This is a genomic window from Rhizobium sp. JAB6 (genome assembly GCF_003024605.1).
In the GTDB taxonomy this organism is placed as follows: domain Bacteria; phylum Pseudomonadota; class Alphaproteobacteria; order Rhizobiales; family Rhizobiaceae; genus Rhizobium.
Window position 1 is genome coordinate 1,103,516 of the sequence record NZ_PYJQ01000009.1, and the last position, 23,426, is coordinate 1,126,941.

Annotated in this window: 17 protein-coding genes and 1 tRNA gene; 14 read left to right on the forward strand and 4 right to left on the reverse strand. The window is 59.8% G+C overall.

Features of this window, described 5'->3' with window-relative positions; translation table 11 throughout:
• The first annotated feature begins 96 nt into the window (after nt 1-96).
• Nucleotides 97-1,071 carry an alpha/beta hydrolase gene (locus C7U61_RS15440; RefSeq protein WP_106998896.1) on the forward strand — a complete coding sequence of 325 codons (975 nt, stop codon included), beginning with the start codon at nt 97-99 and terminating at the stop codon, nt 1,069-1,071.
• Between the two features lie 3 nt (nt 1,072-1,074).
• Here the strand turns inward: C7U61_RS15440 and hisN are convergent, their stop codons facing one another.
• Both hisN and C7U61_RS15450 read right to left on the reverse strand, forming a co-directional pair.
• A complete protein-coding gene (hisN, locus tag C7U61_RS15445; protein WP_106998897.1) occupies nt 1,075-1,848 on the reverse strand; it encodes a histidinol-phosphatase in 774 nt (257 codons plus the stop codon).
• A 329-nt stretch (nt 1,849-2,177) separates the two neighbouring features.
• Nucleotides 2,178-3,077 carry an N-formylglutamate amidohydrolase gene (locus tag C7U61_RS15450; RefSeq protein ID WP_245410803.1) on the reverse strand — a complete coding sequence of 300 codons (900 nt, stop codon included), beginning with the start codon at nt 3,075-3,077 and terminating at the stop codon, nt 2,178-2,180.
• A gap of 272 nt (nt 3,078-3,349) precedes the next feature.
• Here C7U61_RS15450 and cpdR1 point away from each other — a divergent pair, with 272 nt between their 5' ends.
• Nucleotides 3,350-3,712, forward strand: coding sequence for a response regulator CpdR1 (gene cpdR1, locus C7U61_RS15455; RefSeq protein WP_004117561.1), 363 nt, complete (start codon nt 3,350-3,352; stop codon nt 3,710-3,712).
• Nucleotides 3,713-3,796: 84 nt separating this feature from the next.
• Nucleotides 3,797-3,871, forward strand: a tRNA-Val gene (locus C7U61_RS15460).
• A gap of 139 nt (nt 3,872-4,010) precedes the next feature.
• Here the strand turns inward: C7U61_RS15460 and C7U61_RS15465 are convergent.
• Nucleotides 4,011-4,319, reverse strand: a complete 309-nt coding sequence (locus C7U61_RS15465) for a hypothetical protein (RefSeq protein WP_106998898.1) — start codon at nt 4,317-4,319, stop codon at nt 4,011-4,013.
• A 232-nt stretch (nt 4,320-4,551) separates the two neighbouring features.
• Between C7U61_RS15465 and C7U61_RS15470 the strand changes: the two genes are divergently transcribed.
• Nucleotides 4,552-4,806 carry a hypothetical protein gene (locus tag C7U61_RS15470; protein ID WP_106998899.1) on the forward strand — a complete coding sequence of 85 codons (255 nt, stop codon included), beginning with the start codon at nt 4,552-4,554 and terminating at the stop codon, nt 4,804-4,806.
• Nucleotides 4,807-4,979: 173 nt separating this feature from the next.
• Nucleotides 4,980-5,450 (forward strand): hypothetical protein, encoded by a 471-nt coding sequence (locus C7U61_RS15475; RefSeq protein WP_106998900.1) that lies wholly within the window; start codon nt 4,980-4,982, stop codon nt 5,448-5,450.
• A gap of 24 nt (nt 5,451-5,474) precedes the next feature.
• Here C7U61_RS15475 and C7U61_RS15480 read toward each other — a convergent pair whose 3' ends face one another.
• Nucleotides 5,475-5,726 carry a hypothetical protein gene (locus tag C7U61_RS15480; RefSeq protein WP_106998901.1) on the reverse strand — a complete coding sequence of 84 codons (252 nt, stop codon included), beginning with the start codon at nt 5,724-5,726 and terminating at the stop codon, nt 5,475-5,477.
• Between the two features lie 412 nt (nt 5,727-6,138).
• Between C7U61_RS15480 and C7U61_RS15485 the strand changes: the two genes are divergently transcribed.
• The 9 genes from C7U61_RS15485 to glgC all read left to right on the forward strand — a co-directional run bounded on the left by C7U61_RS15485 (nt 6,139) and on the right by glgC (nt 23,423).
• Nucleotides 6,139-7,239 (forward strand): DUF475 domain-containing protein, encoded by a 1,101-nt coding sequence (locus C7U61_RS15485; protein WP_106998902.1) that lies wholly within the window; start codon nt 6,139-6,141, stop codon nt 7,237-7,239.
• Between the two features lie 290 nt (nt 7,240-7,529).
• Nucleotides 7,530-8,957 (forward strand): mannose-1-phosphate guanylyltransferase/mannose-6-phosphate isomerase, encoded by a 1,428-nt coding sequence (locus C7U61_RS15490; RefSeq protein ID WP_106998903.1) that lies wholly within the window; start codon nt 7,530-7,532, stop codon nt 8,955-8,957.
• Between the two features lie 183 nt (nt 8,958-9,140).
• The gene (locus C7U61_RS15495) at nt 9,141-12,461 is read left to right on the forward strand and encodes a transglutaminase family protein (RefSeq protein WP_106998904.1); all 3,321 of its coding nucleotides are present in this window, start codon (nt 9,141-9,143) and stop codon (nt 12,459-12,461) included.
• Nucleotides 12,462-12,474: 13 nt separating this feature from the next.
• Complete coding sequence (locus C7U61_RS15500; protein ID WP_106998905.1) at nt 12,475-14,892, forward strand: circularly permuted type 2 ATP-grasp protein; 2,418 nt, start codon at nt 12,475-12,477, stop codon at nt 14,890-14,892.
• Between the two features lie 4 nt (nt 14,893-14,896).
• Nucleotides 14,897-15,775, forward strand: a complete 879-nt coding sequence (locus C7U61_RS15505; protein ID WP_106998906.1) for a transglutaminase family protein — start codon at nt 14,897-14,899, stop codon at nt 15,773-15,775.
• Nucleotides 15,776-15,922: 147 nt separating this feature from the next.
• Nucleotides 15,923-17,170: a pilus assembly protein gene (locus C7U61_RS15510; protein WP_245410804.1), complete on the forward strand. Its 1,248-nt coding sequence runs from the start codon at nt 15,923-15,925 to the stop codon at nt 17,168-17,170.
• Nucleotides 17,171-17,467: 297 nt separating this feature from the next.
• Nucleotides 17,468-19,930 carry a glycogen/starch/alpha-glucan phosphorylase gene (locus C7U61_RS15515; RefSeq protein WP_106998907.1) on the forward strand — a complete coding sequence of 821 codons (2,463 nt, stop codon included), beginning with the start codon at nt 17,468-17,470 and terminating at the stop codon, nt 19,928-19,930.
• A complete protein-coding gene (gene glgB / locus C7U61_RS15520; RefSeq protein ID WP_106998908.1) occupies nt 19,927-22,134 on the forward strand; it encodes a 1,4-alpha-glucan branching protein GlgB in 2,208 nt (735 codons plus the stop codon). Before C7U61_RS15515 ends, glgB begins: the two co-directional genes overlap by 4 nt.
• A 26-nt stretch (nt 22,135-22,160) precedes the next feature.
• Nucleotides 22,161-23,423 carry a glucose-1-phosphate adenylyltransferase gene (gene glgC, locus C7U61_RS15525; RefSeq protein ID WP_106998909.1) on the forward strand — a complete coding sequence of 421 codons (1,263 nt, stop codon included), beginning with the start codon at nt 22,161-22,163 and terminating at the stop codon, nt 23,421-23,423.
• Nucleotides 23,424-23,426: the final 3 nt, after the last annotated feature.

The window sequence follows — 23,426 nt, forward strand, 5'->3', positions numbered from 1 at the left end:
TTCGATTGCCGGAACCGCCAACAAACCTGTTGCAATTCCCCCAGCCTGCGCTATCCCCTTGGGATGAGACATGGGTCAGCGAGGCGCGACACCGTCATGGATTCGATCCTCTATTCCACGGCAGACAATCCGGTGCCGGAAAACCGCACCGAAGGCTTCTTCGAAAGTTTCGACGGGCGCAAGCTCCGCTACGCCATCTTCCGCTGCGAGCAGCCGGTCGCGAAGGGAACCGTTGTGCTGCTGCAGGGCCGCAACGAATTCATTGAGAAATATTTCGAGACGATCCGCGATCTCACAGCCAAGGGCCTGTGGGTCGCGACCTTCGATCTCCGCTGCCAGGGCGGATCCGAGCGGCTGCTGAAAGACCCGCTGCGCGGCCATATCCGCCATTTTTCCGATTATGAGCGGGATCTGACCGCCTTCCTCGACAAGATCGTCCTGCCGGATACACGCCTGCCCTTCTTTCTGCTCGCTCATTCGACCGGCGGACTGATCGCCCTATCCGCCGCGCCGAGACTTGCAAGCCGAATCGAACGCATGGTCCTGTCCGCCCCCTTCATCGGCTTGACCGGCCACGGCGCCTCCCCCGGCTTTATCCGCTTCCTCTCCGGCGTGGTCAGCGGCATCGGCCTAGGCCGCATGCAGTTCAGCAAGAAGTTCAAGGAAAGACCGTTTGCCGAAAACCCGCTGACCACGGACGAGCAGCGCTACCGGCGCAACACCGGCATCGGCACCGCCTACCCACAACTTTGCATTGGGCCGCCGACGGCACGCTGGCTGTCGCAGTCCTTGCGGGCGATCGAACGGGTCAACATGCCCGAACATCTGTTTTCGATTCAGATTCCCACGGTTCTGATCGCGCCAACGCGCGACGGCGTCGTGCCCTATGCCGATCAGGAGCGGCTGTCGCGCTATTTCCGCGCGGCACAGCTGGTGCCTGTCCACGGCGCCAAGCATGAAATCCTGCAGGAACGGGATATCTATCGCAACCAGGCACTTGCAGCGATCCACGCCTTCATCCCCGGCAGCGACGCCGAGACCCATCCTTACGAAATCGAAGCGGAAGCCTGATTCTCAGCGGGACAGCACTGCCAGAGCCTGCTCATAAACGGCGCGGCTGCCGGCTGCGATGATCGTTCCGCCCATTTCCGGCCGACCGCCATCCCAAGTGGTCATGATGCCGCCGGCCTGCTCGATGACCGGAATGATGCCGCCGACATCATAGGGCTTTAGGGAATTCTCGATGACGAGATCGATATGGCCGGCGGCCAACAGCGCATAGGCATAGCAATCGCAACCATAGCGGAAGAGCCGCACCTTGCTTTCGATCTCGCGATATTTGGCAAGCTCGTCGCCGACGAAGAGATGCGGCGAGGTGGTAAAGAGGATGGCGTTCGAGAGGCTGCCGCAGTCGCGAACCTGCAGCCGTCTCTCGCCGTCCGGACCGGAATAGGTAGCGCCGTTGCCGTCGGCAAAATAGCGCTCGCCGGTAAAGGGCTGGTCGATCATCCCCATGATGGCGCGGCCGTTCTTCTGCAGGCCGATCAGCGTTCCCCACACCGGGACGCCCGAGATGAAGGCGCGCGTGCCGTCGATCGGATCGATGACCCAGACATGCTCGCGGTCGAGCCCGACATTGCCATGCTCCTCGCCAAGGATACCGTGCTCGGGGAACTCGGCCTCGATCAGCGCGCGAATCGCCTCTTCGGCGGCGCGGTCTCCTTCCGTCACGGGATCAAAGCCCTTGGTTTCCTTGTTGACCACATCGATGCCGGTACGAAAGCGCGGCAAGGTTTCGGCCTTGGCCGCCTCGGCCAGACGGTAGAAGAACGAGCGATCGGGAAGCATGGTGAATCCAGATAAGTGGCGGTATGGCGATGTCATAACGCATATAGTTCGTGAAGCAAACCGGACGATGACGCGCCGGGCGCAATGCCTGCGGATCAGGCAGGATTTTTGAATTTGCCTAAATATTTTGCACCGCAATAAAGTGCTTGACATTTGTGCAGTGCAGCAGCAATATCGTCATGCAGTCTTTCGACTGTAAATACCCTCCTTGGGTGTTTCCTCCCTAGACTTAGCCGCGCCACAAGCGCGGTTCTTTTTTTGGTGGCAAGCCTCAGCCGAACGGGCGACGAACGCCGGAGGATCTCTGGGTTCTGGTAGGTGAGATACCGCTACTCCGCCGCCAGCGCCGGATCGCCCGTATAGGATTCCACATGCTCGGCCATGCGCTTCATGAACAGCGTAATGGCGGCCGCGACCTTGTCGAAATCCGGGCGCTTCTCCAGCGTCGTCTCATCGACGTAAAGCGACCGGTTGACCTCGATCTGCAGGGCATGCAGCCCCCGGGACGGGCGGCCGTAATGCTCGGTGATGAAGCCGCCGGCATAGGGTTTGTTGCGCACGGCATTGAAGCCCATTTCCTCGAGGATCTGCATGGCCGCGCGCGAAAGCTCGGCCGAGGCGCTGGTGCCGTAGCGATCGCCCAGGATGAAATCCGGCCGCATATTGCTGCCGGCTATACGGATATTGCCCGGCATGGAATGACAGTCCACCAGCACGCCGAAGCCGAATTTGACATGGGTGCGCGCGATCAGCCGCCGAAGCGTGGCATGATAGGGCTTGTAGATGGTGTCGATACGCCTCAAAGCATCCTCCACCGGCACGCGGCGCGCATAGATCTCCATGTTTTCGGCCACGATTCGCGGAATGGTGCCGAGCCCGCCGGCGACCCGCAACGAATTGATGTTGGCATAGGACGGTAACGCGCCATCGAACATGCGCGGATCGAGCTCATAGGGCTCGCGATTCACGTCGATATAGGCGCGCGGAAAATTGGCGAGCAGCAGCGGCGCCCCGAGCGAGCTCGCCGCGCAGAAGAGCTCATCGACGTAGTGATCCTCCGAGCGGCGGATAGCGATACCCTGCAGGCGGGACTGGGCTATGAAATCGGGAGGATAGATGCGACCGCTGTGAGGCGAACTGTAGACAAACGGTATCGTCTGGGAAGCAGGTTCCAATACCTCGAAAATCTCGAAACTGCGCATTTCCGCGGACATCAACGTCTTTACCATGTCAACAACTTGTCGCAGCAATCATGTTGCCAGTTGCATGACCGCAAGTCCATAGTGACTTGAGCGAAATGGCCTTAATCCAAAGGACCGTACTCGGAATTTCGGATGCCTGGTCAGCGGAAACGCACGGCGTTTTCGTGGAATGAACCTGTGCTTCGAACAAATGCCGGAATGGCGCGTTTTGGCTGACCATTCACGGCTTGTTTACGGCGCTGCGGTACCCTAAACGCTGGACGAGACCAACAAGACAAGATTGATTAGCGATAGAGATGATGACCCAGAAGATACTTCTTGCCGAAGACGATAACGACATGCGTCGCTTTCTCGTGAAGGCACTCGAAAAAGCCGGCTACAAGGTCTTGTCCTTTGACAACGGAGCCAGCGCCTACGACCGGCTGCGCGAAGAGCCGTTCTCGCTGCTTTTGACTGATATCGTCATGCCTGAGATGGACGGCATCGAGCTGGCGCGGCGCGCTACCGAACTCGATCCGGACCTGAAGGTGATGTTCATTACCGGCTTTGCTGCAGTGGCCCTCAACCCCGATTCGAAAGCGCCGAAGGATGCAAAGGTCCTTTCCAAGCCTTTCCACCTTCGCGAACTCGTCGACGAAGTCAACAAACTCCTTGCCGCGTAAGGCTTTCGGCGGCCACGTCACAAAACCGAAAAAAAGCCTATTGACGGCGACCAAGGTTTTGTGATCTATGCGCCGCCATCGGATGGGCGTGTAGCTCAGCGGGAGAGCACTACGTTGACATCGTAGGGGTCACAAGTTCGATCCTTGTCACGCCCACCATCCTAATTCGCTGAAAAGCAAGGCCTTTCGAGAAATCGAAAGGCCTTTTTCATTTCTTATTGATGGACAAAGTTCGGGGCATCCCCAAGGAGACCGGGCCGAAGAACAAACCCTCGGCCTGAAGTCAATTGCAGGTCGGTCAGCGATCCAGGAAATGCCGGAACACCGCCGTCGTGGGATAGGCGTAGGCACCGCGGTCGACAAAACCGTGGCGGTAGAGGCAATCCCGCAGAGCCAGCCAGTAAAGCGTACTGTTTGGATCCGGAGAGCCGCGGCGCCAGGAATAAGCCTCGGGCTCGCAGCGGTCGAGAACCCTCTCATATGTTGCCAGCACCACGGGGTCGCTGTCGGCACGAATGCCGTGATAGGTCTGATAGTTTGAGGGCGCCTCGCCTGCGGAGACGCATGCCAGGCTCAAAATCGCTCCCAGCGTTAACATCATTCTCATGTGCTTCAATCTCCAACTAGAGCAATTCCAGGAAAAGTGCGCAGCGGTTTCCGTTCGGAGCGCAAACCCGAGAATAATAGCCTTTTGAAAGATCGCCAATCACATGCTGATGTTCGCTGGATGCAGGGCGAATGCAGCCTGCGGCACAAGTTCCCGCTACAAGCCGCTTGACTTCCGCCCGTGCCGTCATCCTACTGTCATATCAGCACATCGATCATACGGGAGGACGGAGATGACGGTGGTGAAGCGGCAGTTCTACAAGAGCCACAAGCCCAACGGCGATGAATACATGTTTCATCTCGCCCGCGACACCGAAAGCGGCGAGGTCTTCGTCATCCGCCAGGCGGACTATGTCGTCGACGGCGGCAGCGAGAAGAGCATGACCCTCTATGAATTCCTGGCCGGCGGCGGCAATCGCCAGAATGCGCTCTTGCAGTTGATCGGCTCGCTTGTTCCGGAATCGGCGCAGCACCCGCAACAACATTGACGCGGGGTTGCATCAGGGCTGCAAGTGATTTGCGGCAGCGGAATCCTGAGGCTTGATCCTGAAGTGCCCGGCGTGAGCTGGCACGTTCAGCAGGTTTTGAGCTGCGCACCGCGTCGGGTTGACTGCCACATTTTGATCGGCGAATCTGCGTGGGCTTGAAAGGAGCCCCTCTTATGCGATTCGCAGGCATTGCTTTTGGATTGACCGTCTTGGCCGCAACATCGGCTGCAGCAGTGGAAGATTTCCCGTCGAAGGGTGTTACCGTCGTCAGCGGAAAATGCTCCAGGCTCGTCGTCGGCAAGCTCGATGCTTCCAAGGGATGCAAGGCCGAAATCGCCAGCGTCACGGGCCCCGACGGATCCGTGACCTTCATTTTCACCTCGGGCGGAAAAATGCTCGGCTTCCAGGGCGATGGCAAGGGCATCAAGCCGGGTAACCAAAAGGGAACCGCGCAGCTGCCGATCGACATCATCTCCACAGGCGCGGGCAACAAGATGTCGGGCCAGGTAGAAGCGAAGGGCACATGCACCTTTGCAAATCCTTACGCCGGCAAGCCGATCGCCATCGAATGCTCGGCCAAATCGCCGGAAATGAGCTTTAACGGCAGCTTTACGTCCGACGGCAAGGCACCCCGCCACAAATAGCCATTACCATCGCCGCCATCCGAATTAGTGCGGAAGGGCAGTTTTCTGTTTTCTGCCATGATTTGCGTCGGCCGGCGCTTCCCGGGACAGGTCCGAGCCGTTGATATGCGCGGGAACGTGCACGTCCTCATGGGTTACGGGATGCAGCGTCAGGTCCACCTGATGGGGCGGCAGGACCTGGGCTTGGCGCAGCCTATTCGGCCGCGCCTTTTTCTGCCGTTCCGTCAGTTCCGGTTTTTGCGTTTGCGGCGCGCGATGAATGGGTGCGGGACTCATGGGGAACTCCTCCTGTTGAACGCTATCGTCTAGGGCGCGGCCGCCATAACGGCGAATGGCCGCAAGAACACTTCAAGGCCAAACGCAGCCTTTTCGGTTTGGTTCCTTGGATTTCTCAATTATCGAGGGCAACGACGGTCAGAAGGATTTCAACCCTTGACCTCAGTCCTAACTTCACTAACTATTGAATACCTCCGCGCCTTCCTGACATCGGCAGCGGATTGAACTTTGGTGCCGGGCCCCTCTGGCGAGAGTTTTCACGGCGCTCTCGCGATGTCGGTACCGCCTGCAGATGAGCCGGCGGACTTCTTTCCATGATCAGCTTGACCATGCCTGACCCGCATGCCGTCTTCGGTATGCGGCTATGCGCGCAATCCGCGTATATCCACTCCATTTGCAGCGAGGCGCAGCCATGAAATTGCCCGCCGCCTCAAAATCTGTCCTCGGTTATTTCAGCTGGGCCTTCGCTGTAACCGCCGGCGGCCTTGCGCTTGGTGCGCTGTTGGGCTGGAACACCACCGGCACCTTCAGCGGCGTTGCCACAGCCTTCTTCATCTGCGCCGTCCTGGCCGTGCTGGAAATCTCGCTTTCCTTCGACAATGCCATCGTCAATGCCAACAAGCTGAAGGAGATGACGCCGGTCTGGCAGCATCGCTTTCTGACCTGGGGCATCATCATCGCCGTCTTCGGCATGCGGATCGTCTTTCCGCTGGCGATCGTCGCGATCGCCGCCTGGATCGACCCGTGGGAAGCGCTGAAACTCGCCGCCGCCAAGCCCGAACAATATGCCGAGATCATGCAGGCAGCGCATCTGCCGATTGCCGCCTTTGGCGGCACCTTCCTGATGATGGTGGGCCTGACCTATTTCTTCAACCATGAGAAGGACGTGCACTGGATAGGCTTCATCGAAAAGCGGATGGCGCATTTTGCCACCGTAAAGGGCGTCGAAATCGCCTTCGTGCTGGTCCTCGTCCTCATCTTCACCTCTGTGCTCGACGGTGATGACGCGACGACCTTCCTGCACGCCGCGATCTATGGCCTCCTGACCTTCCTGCTCGTCGAGGTTCTGGCGGGCTTTCTGGATGCTTCGCAGCAAACGATGAGCGCAGCGGCGAAGGGCGGCTTAGGTGCCTTCCTCTATCTGGAAATCCTCGATGCCAGCTTCTCGTTTGACGGCGTCATCGGCGCCTTCGCCCTCACGCAGAACCTCTTCATCATCGCCATCGGCCTCGGCATAGGTGCCATGTATGTCCGCTCCATGACGATCATGCTGGTGGAAAAGGGCACGCTCGCCCACTATCGCTACCTCGAGCACGGTGCCTTCTATGCCATATTGATCCTTTCGGTGATCATGTACGTGCAGACACTGACGCACATCCCGGAAGTCATTACCGGCCTTGGCGGCGCGGCCCTGATCGGCATCTCGCTCTGGTCATCGATCCGGTACAACAGGCGCCACGGCCCCAATCACGCGCCGGCGCAGGATGAACAGCACGATAGGGCCGAAGCTTAAGCTGTGTAGCATTGAAATTATTACTCACAAACAAGGCTATTTTAATCTGCAATGAAAGCAGTCTCTCCGCGACTTCTGCTTTTTTTTAAACAGAATGGTGCACGCGACACACTTTCGGTGGATCTTGTGGACTAAAGTCGTCGAATGTTTAGGATCTCGACGTATTGGAGCTGGCGCTTTAAGAAATAACATTGCAATGGCGATGGAAATTGTCGAAGGAGCATGGTCGGGCGCACAATGGTTGTGCGTCGTCGGACGGCTTCAATTGAGATGTCCAGGAGAGGCAGAGCATGGCGGCGAAAATCGTCCCGGTGATTATGGCAGGCGGCAAGGGTACACGGCTGTGGCCGCTATCGCGCGCTTCCGCCCCGAAACAATTCATCCAGTTCATCGGCGACAGGACGCTGTTCCAGAACACTTTGGAGCGGGTGGCCGATCCCGAGCTCTACGGAGCGCCGATCGTTCTCACCAATGAGGAATTCCGCTTCCTCGTCGCGGAACAGGCGCGCGAACTCGACCTGAAACTGGCAGCAGTGCTGCTGGAGCCGGTCGCCCGCAATACGGCTGCCGCCGTTGCTGCCGCCGCCGCGCTCGTCACCGAGCTTTTCGGCGAGGATGCGATCATGCACGTCCTCGGCTCCGATTATGAGATCGACGCCAACGGTACCTATTACGATTGCGTGCGCATGGCACGCGATACCGCGCTGCAGGGCAAGCTCGTCACCTTCGGCATCAAGCCGACGGAGCCCGCCACGGGCTACGGCTATATCGAAACCGGCAAGGCGCTCGCGACCGGCGCCCATACCGTCAAGCGTTTCGTCGAGAAGCCCGTCCTGGAAAAGGCAGAGGAGATGGTGGGAAGCGGCAGCTTCTACTGGAACTCCGGCATGTTCATGTTCTCGGCCGCTCAGCTTCTCGCCGAAATGAAGGAATTTGCGCCCGAGGTCGAAAAGGCCGCCGCCAAGGCGGTGTCCAAATCGACGCGCGACCTCGATTTCACCCGCCTGGACGCCGATAGTTTCGCAAAGAGCCCGGACATCTCCATCGACTACGCGCTGATGGAAAAGACGGCGAACGCCGCCGTCGTTCCCTCGCCCTTCACCTGGTCCGATCTCGGCAGCTGGGACGCGGTGTGGAAAGTCGGCAGCCGTGACGAAAGCGGCAACGTGTCTGCCGGCGCGACGACGCTGGTCAACACGAAGAATTCGCTCGTCATGTCGCATAGCCTGCACGTCGCCGTGCAGGGCCTTGAGGACGTCGCCGTCATCGCTAGCGAAGACGCCGTCTACGTCGGTCATCTCAAGGACAGCCAGGAAGTCGGCAAGCTCGTCAAGCTGCTCGCAAGCGAGAAGAAGACCGCCAAGCTTACCGAAACGCATCCGACCTCCTATCGTCCATGGGGCGGTTATACCTCGGTGCTGAACGGCGAACGCTTCCAGGTGAAGCGCATCTTCGTGCTGCCGGGCAAGAAGCTGTCGCTGCAGAAGCATCACCATCGCTCCGAGCATTGGATCGTCGTGAAGGGTACGGCCGAAGTGACGGTCGGCGAGAACGTCCAGATGCTGCGCGAAAACGAATCGGTCTATATCCCGCTCGGCGAAGTGCATCGCCTTGCCAACCCGGGCAAGATCCTGCTGGAGCTCATCGAAGTGCAGACCGGCTCCTATCTCGGCGAAGACGACATCATCCGCCTCGTCGACGAGTTCGGCAGAAGCTGATTGCAAGCAGCCAGATCGAGGTTTCAGGGCGGCGGGCGAAAGCTCGCCGTTCTTGTTTGGGCGTTATGCGGCGGCACCTTTCGAAGCGCGGAGAGACGCCTTGCTTTCTTTCGCTGCATTGCACACACTGCCTCAAGGGAACAGCAATCGCCGCACAACGATGCGGGCTAGGCAAAGAGACATATGGCGATCAAGGCGAGCATCTATCATCTCACCCATTATAAATACGACAACCCGGTCCGCCTCGGCCCCCAGATCATCCGCCTCAAACCCGCCTCGCATTCCAAGACTCGTGTGCTGAGCCATGCGCTCAAGGTCACGCCGTCAAACCATTTCGTGAACTTGCAGCAGGACCCCTACGGCAACTATCTCGCCCGCTTCGTCTTTCCCGATCCGGTGACCGAACTGAAGATCGAGGTCGATCTCGTCGCCGACATGACGGTCTACAACCCCTTCGATTTCTTCGTCGAAGAGGAAGCCACCAAATGGCCCTTCGATTATCCCGAGACGATCCGCGAGGATCTTTCGATCTATATGAAGCCGGAGGAGCCCGGCCCCAGGCTGAAAGCCTTCCTCGCCACGCTCGACCGTTCGGAACAGAAGACCGTCGATATGATCGTCGGCCTCAATACGCGCCTGCAACAGGAGATCGGCTATGTCATCCGCATGGAGGTCGGAGTGCAGACGCCCGAAGAGACGCTGGAGACGGCGAAAGGTTCCTGCCGCGATACGAGCTGGCTGCTCGTTCAGGTGCTGCGCCATCTCGGCCTCGCCGCCCGCTTCGTCTCCGGCTACCTCATCCAGCTGACACCCGACTTGAAGGCGCTCGACGGTCCCTCCGGCACCGAGGTCGACTTCACCGATCTGCATGCCTGGGCAGAAGTCTATCTTCCCGGCGCCGGCTGGGTCGGCCTCGATCCGACCTCCGGTCTGCTGACGGGCGAGAGCCATATCCCGCTCGCCGCCACGCCGCACTACCGCAACGCCGCGCCGATCTCGGGCGGCTATTTCGGCGAAGCCAATACCGAATTCGATTTCGACATGAAGGTCGCCCGCGTCGCCGAGCATCCGCGCATCACCAAACCGTTTTCCGATGAAAGCTGGGATGCATTGAACGAACTCGGCGAAAAGGTTGACGCGATCCTCAAGGAAGATGACGTGCGCCTGACCATGGGTGGCGAGCCCACGTTCGTGTCGATCGACGATTTCCAGTCCGAGGAATGGAACACTGCCGCCGTCGGCCCGACCAAACGCGACCTTGCCGATCAGTTGATCAGACGCCTACGCGAGCGTTTCGCGCCCGGAGGCTTCCTGCATTATGGCCAGGGTAAATGGTATCCCGGCGAAAGCCTACCCCGCTGGACCTTCTCGCTTTACTGGCGCAAGGACGGACGGCCGATCTGGCAGAACCCAGCTTTGATCGCCGAGGAAACAGCACAGACCGGTGCGGGCTCGGAAAGCGCCAGCAAGCTTCTGAATGCGATTGCAAAGGAACTGGCGATCGAGCCTGACATGGTGCAACCGGCTTACGAAGATCCGGCTGAATGGATCGTCAAGGAAGGGAGCCTGCCAGAGAATGTTGATCCTTCCAATTCGAAGCTCAAGGATCCCGAGGAGCGCAGCCGTATCGCTCGTGTTTTCGAACGTGGCCTGACCACTCCAACCGGCTACATATTGCCCATACAGGCATGGAACGGGCGCGCCGGCGGTACACGCTGGGTCAGCGAAAAGTGGCGCACGCGCCGCGGCAAGATTTTCCTTGTGCCCGGCGATTCTCCAGTGGGCTATCGCCTGCCGCTCGGCACGCTCCCTTATGTGCCGCCATCACGATATCCCTATATCCATACGGCCGATCCCTCCATTCCGCGCATGCCTCTGCCCGACGTCATCGTGCCGGCTGGCCGCACCATGCCAGAAGCCTCGTTCCAGGTGGATGAAAGCTCTCAATCGCGGGTCGAACAGACGCTCGGCGAAATCGGCGGCGCCGTCCGCACCGCGATCTCTGTCGAACCGCGTGACGGTCGACTGTGTGTCTTCATGCCTCCGGTCGAAAAGATCGAACATTATCTCGAACTGCTGGCAGCGGCCGAAAATGCCGCAGCTGAACTTGCGCTGCCGATTCACATCGAAGGCTATTCGCCGCCACAGGACGAACGCATCAACGTCATTCGTGTCGCGCCTGACCCGGGCGTGATCGAGGTCAATATCCATCCCGCGTCGAACTGGCAGGACTGCGTCGACATCACGACGGCGGTTTACGAAGAAGCGCGACAGACACGCCTCGGCACGGACAAATTCCTGATCGACGGGCGTCATACTGGCACCGGTGGCGGCAATCACGTCGTCGTTGGCGGCGCCAATCCGAACGACAGCCCGTTCCTTCGCCGTCCCGACCTGCTGAAGAGCCTGGTGCTGCACTGGCAGCGCCATCCCTCGCTCTCCTACCTCTTTTCCGGCCTGTTCGTCGGCCCGACAAGCCAGGCGCCGCGCATTGATGAAGCCCGTCACGACAGCCTCTACGAGTTGGAAATCGCGCTGGCCCAGGTGCCGGCGCCAGGTCGCGGCACTCAGCCGCTCCCCTGGCTGGTGGACCGGCTCTTCCGCAATCTTCTGATCGATGTCACCGGCAACACGCATCGCTCGGAAATCTGCATCGACAAACTGTTTTCGCCGGATGGACCGACGGGACGCCTCGGCCTCGTCGAATTCCGCGGTTTCGAAATGCCGCCGAATGCCCGCATGAGCCTTGCCCAGCAATTGCTGGTGCGCGCACTGATCGCCCGCTTCTGGCGCAACCCGATCGATGGCAAGTTCGTGCGCTGGGGCACGACGCTGCATGATCGCTTCATGCTGCCGTATTATATCTGGCAGGATTTCCTCGACGTCCTCAGCGATCTTCGCGAAAACGGTTTCAACCTCAGACCGGAATGGTTCCAAGCGCAGCTCGAATTCCGCTTCCCTTTCTGCGGCGAAGTCGAATACGAGGGCAGCAAGCTGGAGCTGCGCCAGGCGCTGGAACCGTGGCACGTCATGGGCGAAGAAGGCGCGATCGGCGGCACCGTGCGCTATGTCGATTCGTCGGTCGAGCGCCTGCAAGTGCGGTTCGAAACCGCTAATCCCTCCCGCTATACGGTGACCTGCAATGGCCGTCCCGTGCCGCTGACGCCGACGGGGGTGGCGTGCGTTTCGGTCGCGGGCGTGCGCTACAAGGCATGGCATCCGGCGTCGGGCTTGCACCCGGTTCTGCCCATCGATACGCCGCTGACCTTCGATATCTACGATACGTGGTCACAGCGCTCGATCGGCGGATGCATCTATCATGTTGCCCATCCGGGCGGCCGCAACTACGACACCTTCCCCGTCAATGGCAACGAGGCGGAAGCGCGACGTCTTGCGCGTTTCGAGCCTTGGGGGCATACAGCAGGTGGCTATGCCGTAAGACCGGAGAGCGCATCGGTGGAATTCCCGCTGACGCTCGACCTCAGGCGTCCGGCGGGAATTTGAGACGAGACTATGAATGGGTAGAAAACCGGCGAGGGAACGACGGGATGAGGTAAAGACCGGCACTGCCAAGGCGCCGGCCTTTGCCTATCGTCCCCTGCCTGGTGTCGCCGACGAAATGGTCGACAACACCGGCGCCGTCCGCCCGGTCTGGCAAAACTTCCTCTCGGCGCTGACGCGCATGACGGAAGAGGGATTGACCGAGCGCTTCGCCCGCGCCGACCGCTATCTGCGCGATGCCGGCGTCTTCTATCGCGCCTATGGAACGGCGGGTGTCAGCGAACGCAACTGGCCGATCTCCCATATTCCCGTGCTCATCGACGAGCGCGAATGGCAGTCTCTCTCCGAAGGCCTGCAGCAGCGCGCCGATCTGTTGGAATCGATCATCGCCGATATCTATGGCGACAGCCGGTTGGTCAGCGAAGGGCTGCTGCCGCCGGCGCTGATTGCCGCCAATCCCGAGTTTCTGCGCCCGCTCGTCGGCGTTAAGCCCGCAAGCGGCCACTACCTGCATTTCCTGGCTTTCGAGGTCGGCCGCGGCCCCGATGGCAACTGGTGGGTGCTGGCCGACCGCGCGCAGGCGCCGTCCGGCGCTGGCTTCGCGCTGGAAACCCGGGTCGGCACCACCCGGGCCTTCTCCGATATCTACGCCGAAACCAAGGTTCATCGCCTCGCCTCCTTCTTCGGCGCCTTCCGCGATGCCCTGCTCGGCGGCAAGCGCGGTGGCGAAGGCCGTGTCGCCGTCCTGACGCCTGGGCCTGCCAACGAGACCTATTACGAACACGCCTATATCGCCCGCTATCTCGGCTTCATGCTGCTCGAAGGCGAGGACATCACCGTCGTCAACGATCAGCTGATGGTGCGCACCGTCGCGGGCCTGCGGCCGATCAGCGTACTCTGGCGCCGTCTCGACGCTTCCTACGCCGATCCGCTCGAGCTCAATCAGCATTCCCATATCGGCACGCCCGGTCTCGTCGAAGCCCTGCGGGCGCAGACGGTGACCATCGTCAATGCGCTCGGCTCCGGCATTCTCGAGACGCGCGCCCTGCTCGCCTTCATGCCGACCATCTCTCGGCATCTGCGCGGGGAAGAGCTGAAGCTGCCCTCTATCGCGACCTGGTGGTGCGGCCAGAAGACCGAGCGCGAGCATGTTGCCGCCAATATCGAGAAGATGGTCATCGGCCCGGCCTATTCCTGCATGCCGTTCTTCGACGATAACGGCCAGTCCGTGCTCGGATCGACCTTGCGCAGCACCGCCCGCGATTCCATCGCAGACTGGTTGGCGACCGAGGGGCACAAGCTGGTCGGCCAGGAGGTCGTGACCTTGTCGACCACGCCGGCCTGGGTCAACGGCAGGCTGACGCCGCGGCCGATGAGCCTGCGCGTCTTCGCCGCTCGCACGGAAAACGGCTGGCAGATCATGCCCGGCGGCTTTGCCCGCATCGGCAGCGGCGACGATGTCGCCGCCATCGCCATGCAGGCCGGCGGCTCGGCCGCCGATGTCTGGATCGTCTCGCACAAGCCCGTCGAAGCCCATACCCTGCTGCCGGCCGAAGAGACCTTCACCCGCAACATGCCGGGCAGTCTTCCGAGCCGGGCCGCCGACAACCTCTTCTGGCTTGGTCGATATATCGAGCGCGCCGAAGGTGCCCTGCGCATCCTGCGCGCCTGGCATGGCCGTTTTGCGGAAGCGGCCGATCCGAACCAGCCGCTGCTTGCCGATGTCAGCGCCTATCTCGTCGCCATCGACATCGATACCAAGCAGGCGGTACCGGAAAACCTGCTGCGCAATATCGATAGCGCCGTCTATTCGGCGAGCAACATCCGCGATCGCTTCTCTCCTGACGGCTGGCTGGCGCTGAACGATCTCGCCAAGACGGCCCGCCGCTTCAAGGAAGGGGTGAAACCTGGCGACGATGCCAGCCATGCCATGACGATCCTGTTGCGCAAGCTCGCGGGCTTTGCCGGTCTCGTGCATGAAAACATGTACCGCTTCACCGGCTGGCGCTTCCTGTCGCTCGGCCGCTATATCGAGCGCGGCCTGCACATGACGCGATTGCTCGGCCATATGTCCGGCCCCGACGCGCCGGACGGCGCGCTCGACATGCTGCTTGAGATCGGCGACAGCGTCATGACCCATCGCCGCCGCTACAACGTCAATACGGCTCGTCTGACGGTGACGGATCTGCTCGCACTCGATCCGCTGAACCCGCGCTCGATCCTTTTCCAGATGAACGAGATCCACCGCGAGGTCGAGCAATTGCCGAATGCCTACGTCAACGGCCAGATGTCGCCCTTCTTCCGCGAAGCCATGCGCCTGCATTCGGGCCTGGCAGTGATGACGCCCGAAGCAATGACCGTCGAGGTCTACCAGCAGCTGGCGCGCGAACTGGAGCGGCTGTCCGATCTGCTGGCACGCACCTATCTCGGATGACGTGATGCTATACGACCTCTCGCTTCACATGGGCTACATCTATGACGTGCCGGCGAGCGGTGCGCGGCATATATTGCGCGTCATGCCGCTTTCCCTGCCCAATCGGCAGCGGCTGATCGCCGGCTCGGTGAAAATAACCCCCGGTCCGGACGAGCAGTCGAACTTCACGGATTTCTTCCAGCATCCGGCGACCTCGATCCTCGTGCGCGAGCCGCATGAAAGGCTCGATATCCGCATGCAGGCGCGTGTTCAGGTGGAGAGCCAGCCCGTCGGGGCGGACTTCTCGCCGCTCCTCGCCAAGCTGCCTCAAGAGATCGACGATTGCTGGTCGATCGATCCGTCTTCGCCTCACCATTTTCTAGGCAGCAGCCCGCGTCTGCCCGACACGAGGGAGATTGCGGATTACAGCAGACAGTGGAAATCGACCAATCTGACGACCCTGCAGATCGCCCATACGGTTTGCGCGCAGATACACAAGGACTTCGTCTACGATCCCGAGGCGACGACGGTCGATACCACCCCGAAAGAAGCCTTCCGTCTCAAGCGCGGCGTCTGCCAGGATTTTTCGCATGTCATGATCATCGCGCTTCGCAGCCTCGGCATTCCCGCCGGCTATGTCAGCGGCTTCCTGCGCACCATCCCGCCGCCCGGCAAGGAAAGGCTGGAGGGCGCCGACGCCATGCATGCCTGGGTGCGCGTCTGGTGCGGCGAGACGGCAGGCTGGATCGAGCTCGACCCGACGAACAATATCCCGGCCGGCACGGATCACATCGTCGTCGCCTATGGCCGTGATTATTCGGACGTGTCGCCCGTCATCGGCGTGCTCAAAGGCTACGGCAGCCAGAAATCCATTCAGGCCGTAAATGTTATTCCACTAAAATAAAATATATCTTGAGTAGTAAAAAGTTGAAGCAAATCGCGCCAGATGACGTGGTTTATTAAAAAACAACTGATCGCTTAAACCTTCAACTAATATTTGTATCTAATAGTCCCGCCACTCTTGAGAATCTAACTCTTTCAATAGGCGGACATGATGATTGCCGGTTCGGATTTACTTCGGATTACAAAACAACTTTTACGCGACAGATGCGGAAATTTCGGCATCCTGACGGCGATTTCGGTCCCTGTGCTCGTAGCAGCCGGCGGCGTTGCAATCGATGTCACGAACATGTCGCTCTCGCGCAGTCAACTTCAAGAGGCAACGGATGCCGCCGCGCTCGCTACCGCGACGGCATTGGCCGAGGGTAGCACGACAACGACAAACGCCAAGGAACTCGCCAACAATTTTGTACTCGGCCAGATGTCGAATTATCTCGCCGGCGATACGGATGCTACAAATTCACTGAAAGCGGGCACCAGCACGACGGTAACAAAAACGACCGATTCCTCCGGGAATTCGGGTTACACGGTCGTCGTAAATTCATCCTATTCGATGCCGGTGAACAGCATGACCCGCCTGATCGGGCAGCGTTCCCTGAACATTTCTGCATCCAGCACGTCAATCAGCGGAAAGACTTCCGAAACTCAGAAGAATGCCCTGTCGATGTATTTCGTTCTGGACCGCTCCGGATCGATGGACGAAGCCACGGACACGGTTAACGCCCAGCAGCCTACGACGACGTACACTTATAACTGCATAAAAACAAATAAGAATGGCAAGCAGGAGTGGGGTACTTGCACCGGTACCTCGACCAACTATTACACTAAAATGGAATCGCTGAAGATTGCGACATCCAATCTGACCGCACAACTAAACAGCGCCGATCCAAACATGATGTACGTCCGCACCGGCGCCGACTCCTATAATAATGTCGCTCAGACGCCTACAGCCCTGGCCTGGGGTACGAACGGCATCACGGCCTATGTCAACAACCTGACCTCAAGCGGCTCCACGAATTCTGCCCCCGCCTTTACAGCCGCTGTCGACGCATTGACGAAATTGTCGACGACGTCGGGGCTGACGTATGAACAACTCCAGCACAAGGACAAGAGCGGCGTTACAAATCCGACCATGTACATCGTGTTCATGACCGATGGCGACAACAACGTGTCAAACGCCGATACAAAGACCAAGGAACAATGCGACAAGGCGCGCAAAAACGGCATTCACGTTTACACGATTGCCTTCATGGCGCCTCAGAACGGTCAGGCGTTGCTGCAGTACTGTGCAACTTCTTCCTCTGACTATTTCACTCCGCAGAGTGCCGCGGATCTCTTCAAGGCATTTACGACAATCGCTACGGAAACATCCAAGCAGATGACGCTCCTGACGAAGTGACCTCCCCAGGCCTCACGCCAAGCAACCATAAATAGCCATCGAAATAAAAAAGCCGCGCGATGCGAGTATTGCGTGGCTTTTCGTTTGATCGATGCGCGAATAAGAGCCCGAAATATCATCGGAATCAAGTCTTTTCGCACTCACCCAAAACCTTTCGCCGCAATTTTCGCATCTGCGCAACTCGCTTGTTGCAACTGCTTTACATCAGTGCGTAAACTGATAGGGAAACGGAAGGCAAATCGATTTAATTGGCCGTAACACGCTGAATATAAATCACAAATGGCGAGAGTTGATAGTATGAATAACTTGACGAAGGCTGATCTCCCCGTTCCAGCCCCGCGCAGTTCCCGCCCCGAAATCCTTGCCGAAGAAATCATTGAGCGCCTGACATACCGCATCGGCAAGGACGCGAAGGTGGCCAAGCCGCACGACTGGCTGACGGCAACGATCCTGGTCATTCGCGACCGCGTCATCGACAAATGGATCGAATCCACCCGCAAGGTCTATCAGACCGGTGCCAAGCGCGTTTACTACCTATCTCTCGAATTCCTGATCGGCCGCCTGATGCGCGACGCCATCTCCAATCTCGGCCTGATGGAAGAGATCACCAACGCTCTCGCCTCGCTCGGCGTCGATATTCGTGTCATCGCCGGCCTCGAGCCCGACGCGGCGCTCGGCAATGGCGGCCTTGGCCGTCTTGCCGCCTGCTTCATGGAATCCATGGCAACCGTTGACGTGCCGGCCTATGGTTACGGCATTCGCTATGTGCACGGCCTGTTTCGCCAGCAGATGGCCGACGGCTGGCAGGTGGAGCTGCCCGAAACCTGGCTGGCGCATGGCAACCCCTGGGAGTTCGAGCGCCAGGAAAGCTCCTATGAAATCGGCTTCGGCGGCACTGTCGAGACCATTGGCAACCATGACGATCAGCCGCGTTACGTCTGGAAGCCGGCCGAGCGCGTCATTGCCACCGCATTCGATACCCCTGTAGTTGGCTGGCGCGGCGCACGCGTCAATACGCTGCGCCTCTGGTCGGCGCAGCCGATCGACCCGATCCTGCTCGATGCCTTCAACGCCGGCGATCATATCGGCGCGCTGCGTGAAAGCAACAAGGCCGAAAGCCTGACGCGGGTTCTCTATCCTGCCGATGCGACGCCCGCCGGCCAGGAGCTGCGCCTGCGCCAGGAGTTCTTCTTCTCGTCCGCCTCCCTGCAGGACATCCTGCGCCGTCACCTGCAGCAATATGACGATCTGACCAATCTCGCCGACAAGGTCGCGATCCAGCTGAACGACACGCATCCAGCCGTCTCCGTCACGGAAATGATGCGCCTGCTGATCGATGTCCACGGCTTCGATTTCGACAAGGCCTGGGACATCACCCGAAACACCTTCGGCTACACCAATCACACCCTGCTGCCAGAAGCACTGGAAAGCTGGCCCGTGCCGCTCTTCGAGCGGCTTTTGCCGCGCCACATGCAGATCGTCTACGCCATCAACGCCAAGGTACTGCTGGAAGCGCGCAAACTGCACAATTTCAGCGACACCGAAATCCGCTCGATCTCGCTCATCGACGAAAACGGCGATCGGCGCGTGCGCATGGGCAATCTCGCCTTCGTCGGCTCGCACTCGATCAACGGCGTTTCCGCGCTTCACACCGACCTGATGAAGGTCACGGTCTTCGCCGACCTGCACAAGCTCTATCCCGATCGCATCAACAACAAGACGAACGGCATCACGCCGCGACGCTGGCTCATGCAGTGCAATCCCGGCCTGACCAATCTCGTGCGCGAAACCATCGGCGACGCCTTCCTGGACGATGCCGAACAGCTGAAGCCGCTGGATCAGTTTGCCCGCGACAGCGCCTTCCAGGAGAAGTTCGCAGCGGTCAAGCGCGCCAACAAGGTGCAGCTTTCCAATCTGGTCGCCAGCCGCATGGGCATCAAGCTCGATCCGAATGCGATGTTCGACATTCAGATCAAGCGCATTCACGAATACAAGCGCCAGCTCCTCAACATCATCGAGGCGGTGGCGCTTTATGACCAGATCCGCTCGCATCCGGAGCTCGATTGGCAACCGCGCGTCAAACTCTTCGCCGGCAAGGCGGCGCCGAGCTATCACAACGCGAAGCTCATCATCAAGCTGATCAACGACGTCGCCCGCGTCATCAACAACGATCCGTCGGTGCGCGGCCTCTTGAAGGTCGTCTTCGTGCCGAACTACAACGTCTCGCTGGCAGAGGTCATGGTTCCGGCCGCCGATCTTTCCGAGCAGATTTCGACGGCCGGCATGGAAGCCTCGGGTACAGGCAACATGAAATTCGCGCTTAACGGCGCGCTGACCATCGGCACGCTCGACGGCGCCAACGTCGAGATGCGCGACAATGTCGGCGAGGACAATATCGTCATCTTCGGATTGCGGGCCGACGAGGTCGCCAACCTGCGCAGCGACGGTCACAATCCCCGGGCCATCATCGAGCGTTCGCGCGAATTGGCTCAAGCTCTTTCGGCCATCGCCTCCGGCGTCTTCTCTCCCGACGATCGCAGCCGCTATGCCGGGCTTATCGACGGCATCTATAGCCACGACTGGTTCATGGTCGCCGCCGATTTCGATGCCTATGCCTCGGCACAGCGCGAAGTCGATATTCTTTGGGCCGATCCATCCGAGTGGTATGCGAAAACGATCAACAATACCGCTCGCATGGGCTGGTTCTCCTCCGATCGGACGATCCGTCAATATGCCAAGGAAATCTGGAGAGCCGGATGAAAAAGCCGAAGAAACCCGCTGACGGCACGAGCTTGAGGGATATTTCGGCAGAGGATATTGCTGCAATTCTCGCAGGCACGCATTCCGATCCCTTCGCCGTTCTCGGCGTTCACAAGACGGATGAAGCCTATGTGGCCCGCTGTTTCATCCTTGGCGCCGAGGCTGTAACCGCGACCGCGCTCGACGGTTCCGTCATCGGCGAGCTGGAACGTCTCGATCCGGCAGGCTTCTTTTCCGGCGAGGTCAAGCTCGCCAAGCAGCAGCCGGTTCGCTATCGCGCCAGACGCGGCGATGTTGAATGGGCCGTGACCGATCCCTACAGCTTCGGCCCGGTTCTCGGACCGATGGACGACTACTTCGCGCGGCAGGGCACGCATTTACGGCTCTTCGACAGGATGGGCGCCCATCCGCTGAAGCACGAAGGCGTGCAGGGCTTTCATTTCGCCGTCTGGGCGCCGAATGCGCAGCGTGTTTCCGTGGTCGGCGATTTCAACAATTGGGATGGCCGCCGGCATGTCATGCGCTTCCGCTCCGACAGCGGCATCTGGGAGATCTTCGCCCCGGATGTGCCTGCCGGTGTCGCCTATAAGTTCGAAATCCGCGGCCATGATGGCGTATTGCTGCCGCTGAAAGCGGATCCCTTCGCCCGGCGCAGCGAACTGCGCCCGAAGACGGCTTCGGTCACCGCCAACGAACTGCTTCAGGTGTGGGACGATTCCGCCCACCGCGAACATTGGGCGAGCGTCGATCAGCGCCGCCAGCCGATCTCCATCTACGAGGTGCATGCCGGTTCCTGGCAGCGCCGGGACGACGGCTCGATGCTGTCATGGGACGAGCTTGCCTCGCGCCTCATCCCCTATTGCGTCGACATGGGCTTCACCCATATCGAATTCCTGCCGATCACCGAACATCCCTATGATCCGTCCTGGGGCTATCAGACCACGGGCCTTTACGCACCGACCGCCCGCTTTGGCGAACCGGAAGGCTTTGCCCGCTTCGTCAACGGCTGCCATAAGGTCGGCATCGGCGTCATCCTCGATTGGGTACCGGCACATTTCCCGACAGACGAGCATGGACTGCGCTGGTTCGATGGAACCGCCCTTTACGAACATGAAGATCCGCGCAAGGGTTTCCATCCCGACTGGAATACGGCGATCTACAATTTCGGACGCACCGAGGTGCTCGCCTATCTGCTGAACAACGCGCTCTACTGGGCGGAGAAATACCATCTGGACGGTTTGCGCGTCGATGCCGTCGCCTCCATGCTCTACCTCGATTATTCCCGCAAGCACGGCGAATGGATTCCTAACGAATATGGCGGCAACGAAAATCTGGAAGCCGTGCGTTTTCTGCAGTCGATGAACACCCGGATCTATGGGGCTCATCCCGGTGTCATGACCATCGCCGAGGAATCGACCTCCTGGCCGAAAGTGTCGCAACCGGTCCATGAAGGCGGCCTCGGCTTCGGCTTCAAATGGAACATGGGCTTCATGCACGACACGCTGAGCTATCTCGCCCGCGAGCCCGTGCATCGCAAATATCACCACAACGAGCTGACCTTCGGCCTCGTCTACGCCTTCTCCGAAAACTTCGTGCTGCCGCTCTCCCATGACGAGGTGGTTCACGGCAAGGGATCGCTGATCGCCAAGATGGCCGGCGACGACTGGCAGAAATTCGCCAATCTGCGTGCCTACTACGCGTTCATGTGGGGCTATCCCGGCAAGAAGCTGCTCTTCATGGGGCAGGAATTCGCGCAATGGAGCGAGTGGAGCGAAGAGCGCGCGCTGGACTGGAACCTGCTGCAATATCGCATGCACGAAGGCATGCGCCGCCTCGTTCGCGATCTCAATTTCACCTATCGCAGCAAGCCGGCCCTTCATGCCCGCGACTGCGAGGGCGAGGGCTTCGAATGGCTTGTCGTCGACGATTTCGAAAACTCGGTCTTCGCCTGGCTGCGCAAGGCACCGGGCGAGAAGCCGGTTGCCGTCATCACCAATTTCACGCCAGTCTATCGTGAGAACTACGCCTTGCGCCTGCCAGCTGAGGGGCGGTGGCGCGAGATATTGAATACCGATGCCGATATCTACGGCGGCAGCGGCAAGGGGAACGGCGGGCGTGTCCAGGCTGTCAACGCGGGCGGAGGCGTCCAGGCGGTGATAACGCTGCCTCCGTTGGCGACGATCATGCTCGAACCGGAATTTTGAGATCACTACGGACAGGGAGGAATAAAATGGTAGAAAAACGTTTCCAGCCGCTGGCGCGCGATGCCATGGCCTACGTTCTTGCCGGCGGACGCGGCAGCCGCCTGAAAGAGCTGACCGACCGCCGTGCCAAGCCCGCCGTTTATTTCGGCGGCAAGACCCGGATCATCGATTTCGCGCTGTCCAACGCGCTCAACTCCGGCATCCGCCGCATCGGCGTCGCGACGCAATACAAGGCGCACTCGCTGATCCGCCATATGCAGCGCGGCTGGAACTTCTTCCGCCCCGAACGAAACGAAAGCTTCGACATCCTGCCGGCATCGCAGCGCGTTTCGGAAACGCAATGGTACGAGGGCACGGCGGACGCCGTCTACCAGAATATCGACATCATTGAGCCCTATGGTCCGGAATACATGGTCATCCTCGCCGGCGACCATATTTATAAGATGGACTACGAATGGATGCTGCAGCAGCACGTCGATTCCGGCGCGGATGTCACCATCGGCTGCCTGGAAGTGCCGCGCATGGAGGCTGTCGGCTTCGGCGTCATGCATGTCGACGACAAGGACCGGATTATAGATTTCGTCGAAAAGCCGGCCGATCCGCCCGGTATCCCCGGCAATCCCGATTTCGCGCTCGCCTCGATGGGCATCTACGTCTTCCACACGAAATTCCTGATCGACTGCCTGAAGCGCGATGCGGCCGACCCGAATTCCAGCCGCGATTTCGGCAAGGACATCATCCCCCATATCGTCAAGAACGGCAAAGCCATCGCGCACCGCTTCACCCAGTCCTGCGTTCGCTCGGATTTCGAGCGCGAGGCCTATTGGCGGGATGTCGGAACGGTGGACGCCTATTGGCAGGCCAATATCGATCTGACCGCCGTGGTGCCGGAACTCGACATCTACGATAAATCCTGGCCGATCTGGACCTATGCCGAAATCACGCCGCCGGCCAAATTCGTCCATGACGATGAAGACCGCCGCGGCTCGGCCGTCTCCTCCGTCGTTGCCGGCGACTGCATCATTTCCGGTGCCAGCCTTTATAACAGCCTGCTCTTTACCGGTGTCCGCGCCAATTCCTATTCCAAGCTGGAGGGAGCCGTCGTGCTGCCGAGCGTCAAGATCGGCCGCCGCGCGCAGCTCAAGAATGTCGTCATCGACCATGGTGTCACCATTCCCGAGGGGCTGGTGGTCGGCGAGGATCCGGAACTCGACGCCAAGCGTTTCCGCCGAACGGAAAGCGGCATCTGCCTCATCACCCAATCGATGATCGACAAGCTGGATTTGTAACCG

Bases quoted from the DNA above. Each gene is read 5' to 3' on its own strand.
- C7U61_RS15505 (WP_106998906.1), top strand. From the start codon at position 14,897: ATGCTATACGACCTCTCGCTTCACATGGGCTACATCTATGACGTGCCG.
- C7U61_RS15465 (WP_106998898.1), bottom strand. From the start codon at position 4,319: ATGAGAATGATGTTAACGCTGGGAGCGATTTTGAGCCTGGCATGCGTC.
- C7U61_RS15500 (WP_106998905.1), top strand. From the start codon at position 12,475: ATGGGTAGAAAACCGGCGAGGGAACGACGGGATGAGGTAAAGACCGGC.
- C7U61_RS15510 (WP_245410804.1), top strand. From the start codon at position 15,923: ATGATGATTGCCGGTTCGGATTTACTTCGGATTACAAAACAACTTTTA.
- C7U61_RS15485 (WP_106998902.1), top strand. From the start codon at position 6,139: ATGAAATTGCCCGCCGCCTCAAAATCTGTCCTCGGTTATTTCAGCTGG.
- C7U61_RS15495 (WP_106998904.1), top strand. From the start codon at position 9,141: ATGGCGATCAAGGCGAGCATCTATCATCTCACCCATTATAAATACGAC.
- C7U61_RS15450 (WP_245410803.1), bottom strand. From the start codon at position 3,077: ATGGTAAAGACGTTGATGTCCGCGGAAATGCGCAGTTTCGAGATTTTC.
- C7U61_RS15470 (WP_106998899.1), top strand. From the start codon at position 4,552: ATGACGGTGGTGAAGCGGCAGTTCTACAAGAGCCACAAGCCCAACGGC.
- hisN (WP_106998897.1), bottom strand. From the start codon at position 1,848: ATGCTTCCCGATCGCTCGTTCTTCTACCGTCTGGCCGAGGCGGCCAAG.
- C7U61_RS15515 (WP_106998907.1), top strand. From the start codon at position 17,468: ATGAATAACTTGACGAAGGCTGATCTCCCCGTTCCAGCCCCGCGCAGT.
- C7U61_RS15480 (WP_106998901.1), bottom strand. From the start codon at position 5,726: ATGAGTCCCGCACCCATTCATCGCGCGCCGCAAACGCAAAAACCGGAA.
- glgB (WP_106998908.1), top strand. From the start codon at position 19,927: ATGAAAAAGCCGAAGAAACCCGCTGACGGCACGAGCTTGAGGGATATT.
- C7U61_RS15475 (WP_106998900.1), top strand. From the start codon at position 4,980: ATGCGATTCGCAGGCATTGCTTTTGGATTGACCGTCTTGGCCGCAACA.
- C7U61_RS15490 (WP_106998903.1), top strand. From the start codon at position 7,530: ATGGCGGCGAAAATCGTCCCGGTGATTATGGCAGGCGGCAAGGGTACA.
- cpdR1 (WP_004117561.1), top strand. From the start codon at position 3,350: ATGACCCAGAAGATACTTCTTGCCGAAGACGATAACGACATGCGTCGC.
- C7U61_RS15440 (WP_106998896.1), top strand. From the start codon at position 97: ATGGATTCGATCCTCTATTCCACGGCAGACAATCCGGTGCCGGAAAAC.
- glgC (WP_106998909.1), top strand. From the start codon at position 22,161: ATGGTAGAAAAACGTTTCCAGCCGCTGGCGCGCGATGCCATGGCCTAC.